General features: G+C 68.5%; 15 protein-coding genes and 4 pseudogenes. 10 read left to right on the forward strand and 9 right to left on the reverse strand.

Annotation, left to right across the window (positions count from 1 at the left end):
• Positions 1-14: 14 nt before the first annotated feature.
• The 4 genes and pseudogenes from ACFZDC_RS37800 to ACFZDC_RS37815 form a co-directional block, all read right to left on the reverse strand.
• Positions 15-781, reverse strand: a pseudogene (locus ACFZDC_RS37800) (SDR family NAD(P)-dependent oxidoreductase).
• Positions 782-808: 27 nt separating this feature from the next.
• Complete coding sequence (locus ACFZDC_RS37805) at positions 809-2284, reverse strand: hypothetical protein (protein WP_391331070.1); 1476 nt, start codon at positions 2282-2284, stop codon at positions 809-811.
• Positions 2281-2607, reverse strand: a complete 327-nt coding sequence (locus tag ACFZDC_RS37810) for a helix-turn-helix transcriptional regulator (protein ID WP_326793669.1) — start codon at positions 2605-2607, stop codon at positions 2281-2283. Before ACFZDC_RS37810 ends, ACFZDC_RS37805 begins: the two co-directional genes overlap by 4 nt.
• Positions 2604-3728, reverse strand: coding sequence for a tyrosine-type recombinase/integrase (locus tag ACFZDC_RS37815; RefSeq protein ID WP_391331073.1), 1125 nt, complete (start codon positions 3726-3728; stop codon positions 2604-2606). The genes ACFZDC_RS37810 and ACFZDC_RS37815 overlap by 4 nt, the downstream gene beginning before the upstream one ends.
• A 364-nt stretch (positions 3729-4092) precedes the next feature.
• Here ACFZDC_RS37815 and ACFZDC_RS37820 point away from each other — a divergent pair, with 364 nt between their 5' ends.
• The 4 genes and pseudogenes from ACFZDC_RS37820 (at position 4093) to ACFZDC_RS37835 (ending at position 7323) form a co-directional block, all read left to right on the forward strand.
• Entirely contained in the window at positions 4093-4380 is a 288-nt protein-coding gene (locus ACFZDC_RS37820) for a DUF4158 domain-containing protein (protein WP_391331075.1), read from the forward strand.
• A pseudogene (locus tag ACFZDC_RS37825) lies at positions 4265-4522 on the forward strand (hypothetical protein); the annotation flags it as partial. The gene ACFZDC_RS37820 and the pseudogene ACFZDC_RS37825, both read left to right, overlap by 116 nt.
• Before the next feature lie 556 nt (positions 4523-5078).
• Positions 5079-5641 (forward strand): annotated as a pseudogene (locus tag ACFZDC_RS37830) (Tn3 family transposase).
• A 113-nt stretch (positions 5642-5754) separates the two neighbouring features.
• A complete protein-coding gene (locus ACFZDC_RS37835; RefSeq protein ID WP_391331077.1) occupies positions 5755-7323 on the forward strand; it encodes an FAD-dependent monooxygenase in 1569 nt (522 codons plus the stop codon).
• A gap of 97 nt (positions 7324-7420) precedes the next feature.
• Here the strand turns inward: ACFZDC_RS37835 and ACFZDC_RS37840 are convergent, their stop codons facing one another.
• Complete coding sequence (locus tag ACFZDC_RS37840) at positions 7421-8197, reverse strand: dienelactone hydrolase family protein (RefSeq protein ID WP_391331079.1); 777 nt, start codon at positions 8195-8197, stop codon at positions 7421-7423.
• 116 nt (positions 8198-8313) lie between these two features.
• On the opposite strand from ACFZDC_RS37840, the gene ACFZDC_RS37845 reads away from it, so the two are divergent.
• From ACFZDC_RS37845 to ACFZDC_RS37865, 5 genes are all read left to right on the forward strand, one after another.
• Positions 8314-9072, forward strand: a complete 759-nt coding sequence (locus ACFZDC_RS37845) for a recombinase family protein (RefSeq protein WP_391331081.1) — start codon at positions 8314-8316, stop codon at positions 9070-9072.
• Positions 9065-9301: a hypothetical protein gene (locus ACFZDC_RS37850; RefSeq protein WP_391331083.1), complete on the forward strand. Its 237-nt coding sequence runs from the start codon at positions 9065-9067 to the stop codon at positions 9299-9301. The genes ACFZDC_RS37845 and ACFZDC_RS37850 overlap by 8 nt, the downstream gene beginning before the upstream one ends.
• 12 nt (positions 9302-9313) lie before the next feature.
• Positions 9314-9970, forward strand: coding sequence for a methyltransferase domain-containing protein (locus tag ACFZDC_RS37855; protein WP_391331085.1), 657 nt, complete (start codon positions 9314-9316; stop codon positions 9968-9970).
• Between the two features lie 80 nt (positions 9971-10050).
• Positions 10051-10176: a hypothetical protein gene (locus tag ACFZDC_RS37860; protein ID WP_391331087.1), complete on the forward strand. Its 126-nt coding sequence runs from the start codon at positions 10051-10053 to the stop codon at positions 10174-10176.
• A 33-nt stretch (positions 10177-10209) separates the two neighbouring features.
• A complete protein-coding gene (locus ACFZDC_RS37865) occupies positions 10210-10608 on the forward strand; it encodes a hypothetical protein (RefSeq protein WP_391331089.1) in 399 nt (132 codons plus the stop codon).
• Positions 10609-10627: 19 nt separating this feature from the next.
• Here ACFZDC_RS37865 and ACFZDC_RS37870 read toward each other — a convergent pair whose 3' ends face one another.
• The 4 genes and pseudogenes from ACFZDC_RS37870 to ACFZDC_RS37885 all read right to left on the reverse strand — a co-directional run bounded on the left by ACFZDC_RS37870 (position 10628) and on the right by ACFZDC_RS37885 (position 12065).
• The gene (locus ACFZDC_RS37870) at positions 10628-11173 is read right to left on the reverse strand and encodes an AAA family ATPase (RefSeq protein ID WP_391331091.1); all 546 of its coding nucleotides are present in this window, start codon (positions 11171-11173) and stop codon (positions 10628-10630) included.
• A gap of 259 nt (positions 11174-11432) precedes the next feature.
• Positions 11433-11543, reverse strand: a complete 111-nt coding sequence (locus ACFZDC_RS37875; RefSeq protein WP_391331104.1) for a hypothetical protein — start codon at positions 11541-11543, stop codon at positions 11433-11435.
• 36 nt (positions 11544-11579) lie between these two features.
• Positions 11580-11751 (reverse strand): annotated as a pseudogene (locus ACFZDC_RS37880) (IS5/IS1182 family transposase); the annotation flags it as partial.
• Between the two features lie 116 nt (positions 11752-11867).
• A complete protein-coding gene (locus ACFZDC_RS37885; RefSeq protein WP_391331093.1) occupies positions 11868-12065 on the reverse strand; it encodes a hypothetical protein in 198 nt (65 codons plus the stop codon).
• A 2244-nt stretch (positions 12066-14309) separates the two neighbouring features.
• Between ACFZDC_RS37885 and ACFZDC_RS37890 the strand changes: the two genes are divergently transcribed.
• Positions 14310-14944: bifunctional DNA primase/polymerase (locus ACFZDC_RS37890; protein WP_391331106.1), on the forward strand; the 635-nt coding region annotated here is incomplete at its 3' end.

Genomic DNA, 14944 nt, shown 5'->3' on the forward strand with positions numbered 1-14944 from the left:
CCGGGCCACTCCTATCACGCCACGACCGCCCCGCCGTCGACCGGGAGTACCACTCCGGTGACGAACGCGCGGCCGGTGCCGCAAGCTGGGTGACTGCCCAGGCCACCTCCTCGGGGCGGCCGATGCGGCCCAGCGGGGTGTGCGCCAGCTGCCACTCCCGCACTGCGGCCATGCGCTTCGGCGTCAGGCCCTGGTGCTCGCCGATGGGGGTGTCGATCGCTCCGGGGGCGACCGCCACCACCCGGATCCCGCGGGGTGCCAGCTCGACCGCCCAGCTGCGGGTCAGCAGTTCCAGGGCGGTCTTGGTCGCCGCGTAGACCGAGCTGCCGGGCCAGGCCCGCTGCCCCACCGACGTGCTGACATTGACGATCACCCCGCCCGACGTCTCCAGGAGTGGCAGCGCGGCTTGGGCCAGCAGGATGGGCGCGACGAGGTTGGTGGCCAGCTGAGACGTGATCACCTCCGGTGTCAGAGTGCCGAGGGAGCCGCTGCGCACGATGCCGGCGTTGTTGACCAGCACGTCCAGTCGGCTGTGTGTCTCCAGCACGGCCTGGAGGATCCGTTCGGGCTCGCCCTCGGCGGTGATGTCGGCGGCCAGCGGCGATATCCGGTCGTGCCCGGCAGCGGTCTCCTTGAGCGGCTCGGCCCGCCGCCCGATCGCGACCACGTGGGCGCCCTCGGCGGCGAAGGCGCGGGCGGTGGCCCGGCCGATCCCGGTGCCGGCTCCGGTGACGGCGACGATCCTGCTGGTCTGCGGTGCGGTGCTGTTCATGCCGGTCATCGTTCAACCCTGCCGCCAGCGGCAAGGTCAAGCAGCGCCTGGCGGGCGGTGGTCGCCGGGAGCGTAGCGGCGCCAGGTTCCTCCGGCCTCGGCGGCAAACTGGGCGGTGGTGTCGTCGTGGTAGCCGAGCATGCGGGCGACCACGGGTGCGGGGGCCTGGAGCACGAGGTGGCGGATTGCTGCCGTGCGTCCCCGCTGGGTAGGGAAGCCCAGGTGGCGGAGCCGGAGTTCGAGGGTGTGTGAGGTAATGGGCTGTCCGGCTCGTCGGCCGGGGAAGAGCCACCGAGCCTTGGGGTTGGTGGCGGTCATGGTGTTCGGCCGCTGGTCGAGATGGGCCAGCAGCATCCCGGCGAAGGGCTCGGGAACGGGCGAGGGCGGCTCGCCGAGCCGGATCAGGACCTCGCCGTTCTCCTGAAGGACATCGTCGGTGGTGAGCCTGGCGATCCGGGTGAGCGGTTGCGCGTGGAGGAGGACGAGCACGGCGACCACGCGGTCCTGGAGCAGGATGTCGTCGCGGTTGACGATCTGCCGCAGCAAGGTGAGCCGCTGGTGCTGGGCGAGCGGGGCGGGGTTGCTCGTGGAGCGGTGCAGGACGGTGACCTTGGGCATGTGCTTGGATCTCATCGCCCAGCGCAGGAAGGCATGGGTGAGGCGCCGGGCGGTGTAGCCGCCTGCATACCAGGCATCGACATCGGCCTGGGTGCAGTCGGCCAGCGTCCGTCCGCGCTCGGCGAGGTGACCGAGGAAGGCGGTCGCGAGGTGGATCTCGTTGCGGGCCTGCTGGATCTGTTTGCTGGTGAGCGGGCTGCGGTCGGCAAGGGCGTTCAGGCGGCGCTGGACGTGCCACGTGGCGAAGAGCTCCAGCAGCTTGCGGTGCCCGGCCTCGTCGGCGGCGGCCAGTTTCTCGCCGAGCCATCGCTGGAACAGCAGCAGTTGCCGGTCGGCGGGTGGCAGGACCCCGGCCTGGATGAGCAGGTCGCGCAGGTAGGCGACCGACCGCCAGGGGGTGAGCTGGCTCAGGCCGTCGTGGGTGAGCGGGACTTCGCCGCGAGCCAGGGCCCGCAGGTTGCACTGGACGTGGGGCTTGCTGGTCCAGGTCAGGGCGCCCCAGGGGCGGCGGATCTGCCGCAGGGCGTCCAAGAGCGGGAGCAGTTCGGTGCGGACGGAGCCGGTGCCGTCGTCGAGGAGTTCGCGGAGGCGTTCGGTCAGGACGCACTGGCCGCAGACCCCGCGCCGGTAGCGCCTGGCTTCCCGTCCGCACCGTTCGCAGGTGAAGTCGCCGAGGCCGCCGACGCAGTCGGTGCAGAGCTTGCCGCCGTCTGACGCGAGGCCCGGGGTGAGCTGCTCAACTCCGCAGCCGGTGCAAGTTCCGTAGGTCTCCAGGGCACGGGTGAAACAGCCTGCGCAGAGATAGCCCTCGGGCCAGTGGGCCGCCCCGAGACGGACGGCCCGACGGCACCGCGCGCAGAACAGGTCCTCGGCGCGGACGCGGGTGCGGCTCATCCTTCGGGCCGGATGCGGGCGCGCTTGGGCCGGACGGCGGACAGGTCGACCACCGCGTCGCCGGTGGCGACCTTGCGGACGGCGGCGTTCTCTGCCTTGGTGGCGATGAGGTCGGCTGGGGTGCAGTCGAAGATGTCGCAGAGTGCGGCCAGCACTGGCAGTGACAGCCGCTCGGGGGTGCCGGTGACCAGGCGGTGGACCTGTGAGAGGGAGAGGTTGATGCCGCGCTCGGCGAGCGGCGGGGCGAGCTCGCTGGTGGTGAACATCCCGGCGGCAGCCATTCGCTCGCGCAGCCGCCACTGGTAGCTGACCTGGCGTTTCATCGGGCCCTCCTCGCGGGCTTGAGTGCGGCCTCGATGGTGGCGTCCAGGGCCCGCCGCAGGGTGCGGGTGCGGAAGTCGGAGGACACGCAGGTGTAGATGGAGGTGGTGGACGCGTGGTCGTGGCCGGCCTGCTGCTGGACGAACAGCGGGTCCCAGCCGTCTTCGATCAGGTGGGTGACGTATGACCTTCGCAGCGAGTGGAAGTCCAGGACCGGGTCCAGGCCGAGGTCGTCGCGGTAGGTGGCGAAGCGGGAGTCCAGCCGTTGCAGGCCCACTCGCCGCCCACGTTCGGAAGGCCACAGGGCCGGCCCGTCCGCGTGCCGCATGGCGGGCCTGACCTCGCTGACCCACTGGTCGAGGATCTCGGCTGACCATTCCCATACCGTCAGCACGCTGCGGCGTTTGGGTGGCGAGCCCTTCTTCGCCTTGCCGTGGCGGACGTAGCAGATGCCGAACTCGCCGAACTCCCCGCCTTCGGGGTTGCGGCCGAAGTCCGCGGTGTCCAGCATCCGGGCCTCGTTGCGGCGCAGTCCGAAGGCGTACGCGGTCTTGAACAGCATCGTGTCGCGGAAGGCGGGCAGCCAGCCCTTCCGGCCGCGTCCTCGGACACGCTCGACCTGGTCGTCGGCATGGTCGAAAAACGTCTGCAACTCATCCCGGGTGAAGGCCCGCTTCGGGGCCTCAGCCTCGCACTCCTGCATGTGCACGGCGGTGTTCCACTCGTGGCAGACCTGGGTCGGATGAGTGCCGAAGCGCCGTTCGCACTCGGCCGTCCACTCGTATGCCGGGTCGGTGGTGTAGTCGCAGAACAGCCGTACCGCTTCCTGGTAACCGCGGAGCGTCGAACGTCCGCAGCCATGAACTGACCGCAGGTCCCCGAACCACTCGTCGGCCAGCGGCGAGGACCAGTTCCACGGGAAGGCGTCGGCGTGAGCGGCGAACGCCCGTACCTTTCGCTCGCGGCCGTTGATAGTCGACAGCGCGAGGTTCCGGGCCAGCTGCTGGTTGCGCCAGCCATCCAGCATCGCCTCGAAGACCTGCTCGTCCGGCCGCAGCAGCGGCACCCCGTCGGCCAGGTGAAGCCGCGCGGCCCCCGGCGCCGCCCCGTTGTCGCTCGCCAAATTGTCACGCTCCGTAGATCGCATTCGCCGCGAGAATCTCGCATCAGATGCGATGTCCGGAGCGGAACAGCAGGTCAGCCATCCGATCGAGTGAAGCGGAACGACATGCACCCGCCCCGTCAGCTACCGTCCCAGCAGACCTGGCAAGTCGTCTACTCGCTGATCAGCAGGCCCCTGGGCTTGCCTGGCCAATGCGGCGCACCATGACCCCAGTTCGCATCGGATGCGATAGGCGTCGGTTCCGAGGTGAGCCCAGAAGGGGCCGTGGAATGATCTTGAAGCCGTGATCGCCTGGCCCGTCACCCGTTCGGCTCAACGTCGTTCGTGGTGATGTTGAGCTGTTGTCTGGGCCCGGGGCGGGATTGTGACCTCGATCGAGCGGACCGCGTACCCGCGGTTCAAGCGGCTGATCACCGCGCATGAGCTACATCTGTTCTTCTCGCCGACTCGGGATGAGGTGGCGTGGGCGTCCGGGGCGACGGACTGCGATGAGCATCTGCTTGGCCTTGTTGCTGATGTTGAAGTCCTACCAGCGCATGGGGTGTTTCCCGAAGCTGGAGGACACCCCGGAGATGTTGGTGGATTTCGTCCGGCGGGCGGTGGAGCTGCCCGAGGGCACCGTGCCGCTGTACCGGGCGGCGAAGACGGCTAAGAACCACCGAGGTCTGGTGCGGCAGCGGGTCTGGGTGGTCTACGACGAGGCGGAGGCCCGCAGGGTCGCGGAGGCGTCGATCCGGAAGGAGGCCGCGGCGAAGAACTGCCCGGCGGACCTGATCAACATTGCGCTGGAGAAGGTGGTGGAGGCCGGGCTGGAGTTGCCGGCGTTCTCCGCCTTCGACGCAATGGCCTCGACGGTCCGCAAGGAGGTGAACGCCGCGATCTGTGCGGGCATCCACGACCGGATGAGCGCGCTTGAGCGGGCGGGCCTGCTGCGGCTGCTGGAGGAGCGGGACGCGGACAGCACCACGCCCTACAACCGGGTGAAGAAGCCAGCCCAGGCCCCGAGCTGGTCGCACTTCAAGCGGCTGCTCACTCAGCTGGATTGGGTCGATGCCCTGGGCGACACCGCGGTATGGATGGACGGCGTCGTTTCACGGAAGATCACTGACTTCGCGGGCGAGGCGGACTCGCTGGACGCCTCCGAACTCAAGGCGTATGCGCCGGTGAAGCGGGTCGCGGTGGTGGCGTGTCTGGTGCACAAGGCGAGGATGCGGGTCCGCGACGATCTGGCGACCATGCTCTGCAAGCGCATGGGGACGAAGGTCAAGAGGGCGAAGGAGGAGCTGGAGGCGATCCGGCTCCAAGAACGTCATCGACTGGGACCTGATCGAGTCCCAGTTCCGGCACCTGATGCGGGTAGCCGTCTCCGTCCGCGAGGGCGTCATCTCCTCGGCGACGCTGCTCAAGCGGCTGCGGTCGGGGTCGCACAAAAACGCCACCTACACCGCGTTCCGCGAGGTCGGCCGCGTCACCCGCACCGTGCAACTGCTGCGGTATCTGACGGACGCCCCACTTCGCCGACGGGTGACGGCGGCGACGAACAAGGTCGAGTCCTTCAACCGGTTCTCCCAGTGGGTCGGCTTCGGCAACCAGGGCGTCATCGCCGACAACGACCCCGTCGAGCAGGAGAAGCGATGAAATTCAATGCTTTGTTGACGAACACGGTGATCTTCCACAACGCCCTGTACATGGCCGAAATCGTCCGCCAGCTCCTGGAGGAGGGATGGGAGATCGACCCGGAGGACCTGGCCCAGGTCTCCCCGTACCTGACCGAGCACATCAAGCGGTTCGGCGAGTACAGCACCCACGAACTCGGTATCCAGCCCGAGGCGTACGACCCCAAGCTCGACGTCGACTTCACCCTGCTCCGCGAACAGGAACCGGCCGCCTCCGGCTTCGGCACGGCCGCTTGAGCGCTTCATCGTTCTCAACGCTAACTGTGCTGGCCCCATTCTCCTCGCGGGGCTGGTCCCTTGACACCTCGGCGCCTTTTTGGCCTCTTTGACCCTCGGTCATGCTCGGCGCCATGGACTATGACGTAGACGTAGTGGTGGCCGGAGGCGGCCCGGTCGGACTGATGCTGGCCTGCGAGCTCCGGCTCGGAGGCGCGCGGGTGGCCGTCCTGGAGCGCCTCACCGAAGTGAACCCGACGATCAAGGGCGGGGCGATCACCACGCCCAGCGCCGAGGCGCTCTACCGCAGGGGCATGCTGCCCGCGCTGGCCGAGGTGCAGCGGCAGGCGATGGAACGCTTCCAGGCATTCATGCGCGAGCGGAACGGCGGGGACGGAGGCGGGACCGCGGGCCAAGGGCTCGGGATCGTCGGGCACTTCGCCGGAATCATGCTGCGCGCCGACCTGGTCGACCGTACGGAGCCGGGCCTCGGCGACGCCGGACCCGCCGCCGAGATCGCTTTCGTGGCGCAGCAGGACATCGAACGGCTGCTCGGCGGGCGGGCGGACGAGCTCGGCGTCAACGTGCGCCGGGGAGTGGAGCTGACCGGCTTCGACGCGGACAACGGGGCCGTCACCGTGCGCACCAGCCACGGGGCCATACGCGCCGGCTGGCTCGTGGGCTGCGACGGCGGCCGCAGCGCGGTCCGCAAGCTCGCAGGGTTCGAATTTCCCGGTACGGACCCGGAGATCACCTGTCACCAGGCGGTCGTGGAGATGACCGGCACCGAGGACCTGAAGGTCGGCTGGACCGCCACGGACACCGGGGTGTACGCCCACGGGCCGATGCCGGGCCGCGTCGTCACCGTGGAGTTCGACGGCCCACCGGCCGACCGGGACGCGCCGGTCACCACCGAGGACCTCCAGGCGCGGCTGCGCCGCGTATCCGGCGTGGACGTCACGATCACCGGGGTGCGGACCGCGACCCGCTTCACCGACCACGCCCGCCAGGTCACCGAGTACCGCAAGGGCCGGGTGCTGCTGGCGGGCGACGCGGCGCACGTGCACTCCGCGTTCGGGAGCCAGGGGCTGAGCCTGGGTATCGGGGACGCGATGAACCTCGGCTGGAAGCTCGCCGCGGTGATCGGCGGCCGGGCTCCGGAAGGGCTGCTGGACACGTACACCTCCGAACGGCACCCGGTCGGTGCGTGGGTCCTGGACTGGACCCGGTCCCAGGTCGCGGCCATGCGCCCGGACGCGCAGTCCCGGGCCCTGCGCGACATCGTCAGCGACCTGGCGGGGACGGTCGTGGGCACCACGTACCTCACCGCGCGGCTCAACAGTGCAGGGGTGCGGTACGAGCTGCCGGGCGAGCACCCGCTGACCGGCCGCAGCACCCCGGACCTCGAACTCACCGACGGCAGCCGCCTCGCGGACCACCTCCACGGCGGCCGGGCGCTCCTGCTCGACCTCACCGACGACCCAGAGCTCCGGGCCCTCGCCGCGGGGTACGCCGGCCGCGTCGACACCCTGACGGCCAGCTGCCCGTCCCGCCCGGAACTGGCGGCGATCCTCGTCCGTCCGGACGGCTTCACGGCCTGGGCGGCCGACGCGGGGGCGCAGGCACCGACGTCGACGGCCGGTCTGGCGGAAGCGCTGAAGGAGTGGTTCGGAGTGTCAGAGGGTGCGGTGACGCCGGGCTGATCCGCCGCTCTGCTGACTGACTCGAACCACGAGCAGATCCCACCCACGGCCGCCGCACCCACCCGGTGTGGCGGCCCGGAGTGCTCGGGCAAGGATTTCAGTGAAGGCGCTGACCGCCCCATGGGGCGGCTTTCGTGCCTATCTCCTCCGAGGGCCTTACGGGCAGGCACTCGGCGAGCAGGTCGACGACGTCGCGCCAGGCTCGCTGCGCGTGCCGTGGGTGGTAACCGACGCCGGGGACCACGGGGTGGCCGACCGGCGGGTGGTGGAAGGCGTGCAAGGCGCCGCCGTAGACCGCGAGGCGCCAGTCGACGCCCGCGGCCTGCATCTCAGCGGTGAACGCGTTCCGTTGCGCGGGCGGCATGATCGGGTCTTCCGACCCGACCCCGGCCCACACCGGGCAGCGGATGCGCGCCGCCTCGCCCGGTCGGCCCGTGGTCAGTGCGTTGACTGTCCCGATCGCGCGCAGGCTGACGCCATCACGCCCGAGTTCCAGCCCGACGGCGCCCCCGGTGCCGTAGCCGACGGCGGCGATCCGGTCGGGGTCGGTCCGCGATTCGGTGCGCAACACGTCGAGCGCCGCATGCCCGATGCCCCGCATCCGGTCGGGATCAGCGAGCAGCGGCATGCAACGGGCCAGCATCTCCTCGGGGTCACCCAAATAGCGCCCACCGTGAAGGTCGAAGGCCAGCGCTACATATCCCAGGTCGGCGAGAGCATCGGCCCGGCGGCGCTCGACGTCGCTGAGCCCCATGCCCTCTGGTCCGAGCAGCACCGCGGGCCAGCGGTCGACACCGGCTGGGAGCGCGAGGTGCCCGATCATCGTCAAACCGTCGGCCGGGTACTCGACCGTACGCGTCGTAATCGTCGTCATGAGACTGGACTGTAATGATCACCGAGCCCGGTCCGGCCGGTGTTCTGCCGCTGGCAGACGGTGCTCCATCCCAGCTGCACCACCAGGGCACGGGCAGCCTGTCGGCAAGATGACAGGTGAGGCGGGCGTCCGATGAACCCGGACATTCGACCGACCGTCAGAATCTCGTCCTCGACGAGGCCGGGATCGAGGACTCGGTGACGTTCGAGGAGGACGCCGGCACCTCCAGCCACCTCCACCCGCTGGAACGGCCGAAGTTCGGCGAACTGCTCGTGTACGCGCGGCCGGGCGATGTCGTGCACATCTCCGAGATGTTCCGCCTCGTGCGCGGCACCCAGCACGTCCTCGACGTGCTCGACTTCCTGCACCGCGACCGCCTCGCCCTGCGGATCCACGACGGCGCGTTCTCCGCGATGGACCTCACCGTCCGCCACCCGCGCACCGGAGAACTGCTGTCCACCGTGAAGTTCATGGTGCAGACCCTCGCGGCCGCCGGCGAACTCCAACGCGACCTGACGTACGACGGGCTGAGGGCCGCCGAGGCCAAGGGCAACAAGGGCGGCCGCCGCCCGGCCGTCCCAGCTGGCAAGACCGACGACGTGCGCACCGCGTACCTGGCCAGCCAGTCCATCGCCAGCCTCGCCCGCAAGCACGACGTCAGCCGCGGGGCCATCCGTACCGCCGTCGCCGACCTCCTGTCCGATAACACCGTCGTCGACCTGGACACCCCAGCCCCGGAGCCGCCGGTCCTCCTCGACATGCCGGGCAAGGTCGCCGACTTCCTCCGTGCGGCCGAACTGGAGCCCGCCGAGCGCGCCGTGCTCGACCAGGGCATGACTCGGCCGCGGGCCGGGCCACGATCGCCTCATGATTGATCTGGAGGTACGTGTCGAGTTCTACGAGCGCGTTGGCCCGGTCGGGGAGCCCTCCGAGGGATACCTCGGCGCGCTGGAACAGACCGAGGGCTACCGGGCCTCGGCGGTGCCGGAGGTCGGGACCTTCCTCAGTAGGTGTTTTTCTACTCGCTTCCTTGGACCGCGTCCGGCAGTCCGGGAGCGAGTGATCTTTGTTCCGGAACTAAGTGTGCATGCCGCAGGGACTTGATGGACTGGGACGATGAAGATCTTGTCGCCTCGTGTCCTGCAGGCTCTTGAACGGTTCAACGCCGCTTATCCCTGGGATCACAACGCTCACTACCATCGCTGGATCCTGCGGCAGTTGCCGAGGCGCTTCGGCCGCGCCCTGGACGTCGGTTCTGGCAGCGGTGATCTTGCAAGGCTCTTGGCCGGACGAGCCGACGTTGTGCAGGCCGTCGATTCCGATCCGGTGATCACAGCCCAGGCCCAGAAGCTGACTCCTTCCGGGCTCCCCGTCACCTTCACCGTCGCGGATGCAATAGCCGAGCTTCCTGCCGGCCCCTACGACGTCATCACGTGCGTCGCCACGATCCACCACCTGCCGTTCACAGAGGCGCTCACCCGTTTCCGCCGTCATCTGGCGCAGGGAGGGACACTGGTGATCGTCGGCCTGTCTCGAGCCCAGATCCCGGCAGACCACCTGCTCGGTGCCATCGCCATTCCGGCCAACGCCGCCATGGGCTGGCTGAAGAACAAGGGTCGCCCCTCGCAGCGACCCGTCTCTATGACTGCCCCTACTCGTCCAGCGGACATGACCTTTGACGACATCGTCCGTGAAGCCAGAGACGTCCTCCCTGGCGCACGACTGCGACGACGGCTGTTCTGGCGCTATACGCTTGTATGGAATCAGCCCTGAGTGGCCCGTGGCTTCCTCGACCAAGCGTCGGTGCGGGGGCTCTTGGACCGCCACCCTGGCGGAGCTGAATGCACGGATCGATGAGTGGGACGCCGAGGCCGGTGGGCGAGTACTTCGCCGCCGAACAGCCGCTGCTCAAACCGCTGCCGCAGGAGCCGTTCGAGACCGGCCGCTGGTCCAGCCCTCGGGTGGACCGCTACGGGTAGGTCAGTGTCCGCACCAACCGCTATTCGGTACCGGTGCGGCTGATCGGACGGCGGGTGCGGGTCTTGCTGCACGCCTCCGAAGTCGTCATCTACGACGGCCGCGTGGAGGTCGCCCGGCACGAGCGCCTGGTCGCCAAGGGCGCCGTCCGGCTGGAGCTCGACCACTACCTGGAGGCCCTGGTGCGCAAGTCCGGCGCCCTGCCGGGGGCAACGGCGCTGGAACCGGCTCGCGCCGCAGGCAAGTTCACCCCGGTTCACGACGCCTGGTGGGAAGCGGTCCGCAAGGCTCACGGCGATGCCGAGGGAAACCGCGCGCTGATCAAGGTCCTGCTGCTGCACCGGCACATGACGCACGATCACGTGGTGGCTGGCATCGCCGCCCCCGACTCCTACCGTCTCGCCCACACCAAGAACCAGCAGGACAGCGGCTGACCGGACACGAGAACCCGGATCACCGGCCCGGGACCGCGCCGACGCGGGCCAGCACGTCGTCGGCCAGCTCCCGCGGGCTCAGCTCGCCGTCGAGGAACACGGTGTCATTGGGCAGCGTGTCCACTGCGTCCATACACGACTCGATCTTGGACTTGCACCACCTACGGACCCGCTCATCCTGCTCGGGGTCGTCCGGCGTGAAGCTCCGCCCGTCGATCCGCTTCACCAACACCTCCTCGGAGACCTTGAGGAAGAAGTGGTGAGCAGCGATCCCCGCGTCCTTCAGCGCACCGAAGATCTCCTCGACATAGCCGGGGTTGACCAGCGTCATGGGTACCAGGACGGGCCGCTGATACTCCTCGACGAGTCCCACGGCCAGGTCCGCGACCTGCCGCCTCCACAGACGCAGATCCTGAAAATCACCGGTCGGGACCTCCACGATCTCGCGCAGCACATAGCCGACCATCTCCGGGTCATAGACCAGCGCCTCGGGCCAGCGCGGACGTAGTTCGTCCACCAGCGTGCTCTTCCCGCTGCCGAACGCGCCGTTTACCCAGACGATCACAAACATCTCCCCGTCGATGGATACCCCCACCGGGCACAGCCGCCCCCTTAACCACACACCGCGACGCGAAGGTGGGGCCAAAACTCACTGACAGATCATGCCCGAACGATCGACAAGTGAGGCCGAAAGCCACTGACAAGTGGGGCCAGCTCACGCTGCCGAAGCCAATGGGGCCCAGCGCCGACCTGCGACCAGCGCCCCAGCGAGCAGAAACAGGCCGAACGGGACCCTGCTCGTACTGTCGGCCGGGCCGCGAGCATCAGGCCCTGGTCGTACAGCGCGCCGAGCAGGTACCGGCGAACCTCCCGATCAGCACGGTCGCCCAGCCGTACCAGTCCAGGACAGCGCCCAGGACGAGAGCGAGTTTCACATCGCCGAACCCGAACCCGTTGCTGAGGAGGGCCGGTTCGTTGCGGTTGCCGCCAGCCAACGAGACAGCGAGTGGGGTTCCGTGTCCGTCGGTGATTACGTGATGCTCCACACGGGCCCGTCGCCGGTCTACTGGGGACGGGCCCGTGTGGAGCCCCCTTTAACGCTCCGATGTGGGAGGAGTCGACAACACAGCGGGACCAGTCCAGGCGTGACTGTCGAAATGACAGTGCCGACCGGGACGGCGAGCAGCGCACCGGCGATGTTTCCGTCGTGGTCTTGGGCAACCAGTGGCAACGACATCGCGGCCGCGGCGGGCTGCAAACTACCGGCTGCGGCGGCCCTGCGCGTCGAGCGCCACGGGCTGGTGGCCGCGGTCGCGCAGCGGCCCGGCCACTGCCCACTGCCCACTGCCCACCCCGATCACCGGCCGTATCGCCGGGCGCCCATAGTGCGAGGCCCTCGACTTCGCCGAGACGCCGAGACTGATCCGGCTGCTGGTCACCGCGTGCTTCATCGTCATCGCCTACCTCACCGGGATGCGCCCGGTCGACGTGCTCGGGCTGCGCCATGGCTGCTGCCCGGATCCCGAGCCCAACGCCTCCGGCCGCGGAGGCCGTCGGGCGGCTACAGGACCTCACCTCCTTGCCCGAAGGGCTGGACACCACCCTGGGACGGGAAAGCGATCTGTCCGGCGGGCAGCGGCAGCGCCTGGCTCTAGCACGGGCCCTGCTCGCGGACGCCGAGCCCACCTCGCAGATGGACAGCATCACCGAAAAGCGTTCCGGCGGGTCGTCGACGACCTGGCGACCACCCGAGCCGTCATGGTCGTAGCCCACCGACTGTCCATCGTGCAGCATGCTGGCCACGTGGTGATGCTGACCAACGCACCCTCCCCGACGCCGACGCCCCCCAGACGCTGATGAACCGCTGTTCTCCCTACCGGGACCTGGTCAACAGCCAGCGGACGCAGCAGTCCCGCCCCCGTTACAGCCAGTGTACTCAACGAAAAATAAGAAATAGTCCGCCAATTAGATCAAAAGGTTTTAATACCGACCTACTGTGCCCTCTGATGCCTCGTGTATGACGCCCATTGGGAAGACCGGGTAGGCAGTATGACCGTGCACGTCACACACCAAGTCTGGGCTAAGGTCACAGCCCGCAGCCGCGCTGACGCAGCGCCTGCCGCAGGCCTTGCGTAGTGGGACGGCGATGGCCGATGAGAAGGCTGCACAGTGCCCGGCTCTGCTCCCCCAGTCAAGATCCGTCGCACCGAAATGCTGCAAGAACATCGTTCAACGTCCGGCGCCGAACGCAGCCCACCGGTGCCGACAGGGACCCGCAACTGCCCGCACTGCCAACAGTCTGTGAGCATCGTGGGACCCGCAACTGCCCGCACTGCCAACAGTCTGTGAGCATCGTGGCTCTGGCGCCCACCCACAAGCCGCCAGCCCCGCCGGCCCACAGGCAGATGTCATCCCCATACGCATAATGCGCATACTCACCGCCGCTTCCTGGAGGACGCACAGCTCTTATGGTTCGGCTGGGACTGCAACCTGATCGCGCTGGGCGGCTTCAACATCCTGCGCCGCAGTTGGGCGGGCTGTCACGCGCCTCTTCGGCAAGCCAGGGTGCCGAGCACTTCTACCTGGTTCACCAAGGCGAAGAAACACTGGCCCGCCGGCCAGCAGGATGCCGTCGCCGGAGGCCGAATCGACTTCGTCCTCGAGCTACGAGGCATTCGTGCCCTTACCGAGCTGTCTGGCACGTCTCCGACCACTGCACCGCTGGACGTGGAGTTCGCCATCCCACAGCGGGACGGCCTCCGAGTGGCCTGTAGCTAGCCTGATGCTCAGCTTCCAGTCGCTTCAGTCGCTTGGCAACAGACCCCAAGAAGGTGGCCAGGAAAATCCTGCAAGGCCAGGTCACGGGCAAGTGGCACGATAGTCCGAGGCTCAGTCGCTTCAGTCGCTGCTCCTCGAGCCGGTCTACGCAATCACCCCGGCGATACGTCACCACCGTGTCTGCCCCGCCGGCTTTGGTCGGTCGCTGCCCACCTGTCATCTGTATCGAGTGCTGAGATCTGACAGGCACAGCCAGAGCCGACAGGCCTACCAGAAGCAATTCCAGCCTCGCGGCGAGGTGGGGGCATGCATTGTTGCGGGTACCGGCCCCGCAGTGTCGCATGTTCGGCGAACAGTCGCTTCAGTCGCTTCAGTCACTGGTGGGTTCCGGAGGAGCGACTGAAGCACTAGCGACCGGCCGGTCTTGAGTAGCTATCCGGAGAGTCGAGAAAACCACAGGTCAAAGCAATCGCCAGCACTCTGGAGCGACCGAAGCGACTGAACAAGGGGATATATGAGCGACCTAGTGTCTGTGCGTGTGCGTCATATATAGAGAGCTTCAGTCGCTTCAGTCGCTGATCGGCCTCCTGTGCCGTGTCTGAGCTGGTCTTTTCCTACACTGAGGTCTGTAGCGACTGAAGGCAGTTCGGTCGCTGCCGCTCGCGCCCCAGTCGCTGGCAGGCCCGGGACTGAGGCGCCTCATCAACGCCGCCACGACGCAGTTCCGCAAGTGCTCCACAACCACACCGGCCATGTTCGCTAGTCTGTGTCCGTCGTTGAGTCGCTTCGGTCGCTGATAGGGGGTCGTGATGCCTGCTGATCTGCAGTTTCGCCGCAGCGACTCACGTAAGCCTGCCCCTACGCCTTCAGTCGCTGACTTGGCACTGGCCACCGCGCAGTGGTGCGCGCGACGCGGCTGGCCCGTGCATCCCCTAGCCGCAGGCCGCAAGACACCGGCCGCGAACTGCAGCGACTGCCGCGCCAACCCGCACCCGCCTGCCACCTGCCCCTGTCTGCGCACGAGCAACTGGTGCCACGGTTTCCACGCGGCCACTCTCAACCAGGACCGTATTCAGCAGTGGTGGGGCTCCCACCCGGAATTTGGCATCGGCGTCTCCTGCGGCCCGGCCGGCCTGGTCGTTCTCGACATCGACGACCACGCCGCGGAACCCCCCGCACGTGACCTGATCCTGCCCGGCATCCCCATCGGCGACCACGTGGACCTCACCGGCCTGACCAACGGCTTCCACACCCTCGCCGTTCTTGCCGCTCTCCGCGGACAGCCGAGCCCCGCTGACGACACCACCACCCTGCGTGTCCGAACCCCCTCCGGCGGCCTTCACGTCTGGTACCGGGCCACCGACAACCGCCACTGGCTTTCCTCCGTCGGATCGAGCCCCGGCCGCGCCCTCGCCTGGCAGGTCGACATCCGCGCCCACGGCAGCTACATCATTGCCCCCGGTACCACCACCCAACACGGCACCTACACCCCTCTCGGCGAGACCCGTGAGCCGGCCGCACTCCCACTGTGGCTCGCCCAGGAACTCGCCCGCACCGG

The sequence above is a fragment of the Streptomyces sp. NPDC007905 genome (genome assembly GCF_042959345.1).
Taxonomy (GTDB): domain Bacteria; phylum Actinomycetota; class Actinomycetes; order Streptomycetales; family Streptomycetaceae; genus Streptomyces.

Excerpts from the sequence above, each read along its gene's own strand:
- ACFZDC_RS37805 (WP_391331070.1), bottom strand. The coding sequence starts at position 2,284 with ATGAGCCGCACCCGCGTCCGCGCCGAGGACCTGTTCTGCGCGCGGTGC.
- ACFZDC_RS37810 (WP_326793669.1), bottom strand. The coding sequence starts at position 2,607 with ATGAAACGCCAGGTCAGCTACCAGTGGCGGCTGCGCGAGCGAATGGCT.
- ACFZDC_RS37835 (WP_391331077.1), top strand. The coding sequence starts at position 5,755 with ATGGACTATGACGTAGACGTAGTGGTGGCCGGAGGCGGCCCGGTCGGA.
- ACFZDC_RS37840 (WP_391331079.1), bottom strand. The coding sequence starts at position 8,197 with ATGACGACGATTACGACGCGTACGGTCGAGTACCCGGCCGACGGTTTG.
- ACFZDC_RS37850 (WP_391331083.1), top strand. The coding sequence starts at position 9,065 with ATGATTGATCTGGAGGTACGTGTCGAGTTCTACGAGCGCGTTGGCCCG.
- ACFZDC_RS37855 (WP_391331085.1), top strand. The coding sequence starts at position 9,314 with ATGAAGATCTTGTCGCCTCGTGTCCTGCAGGCTCTTGAACGGTTCAAC.
- ACFZDC_RS37860 (WP_391331087.1), top strand. The coding sequence starts at position 10,051 with ATGAGTGGGACGCCGAGGCCGGTGGGCGAGTACTTCGCCGCCGAACAG.
- ACFZDC_RS37885 (WP_391331093.1), bottom strand. The coding sequence starts at position 12,065 with ATGACGATGAAGCACGCGGTGACCAGCAGCCGGATCAGTCTCGGCGTC.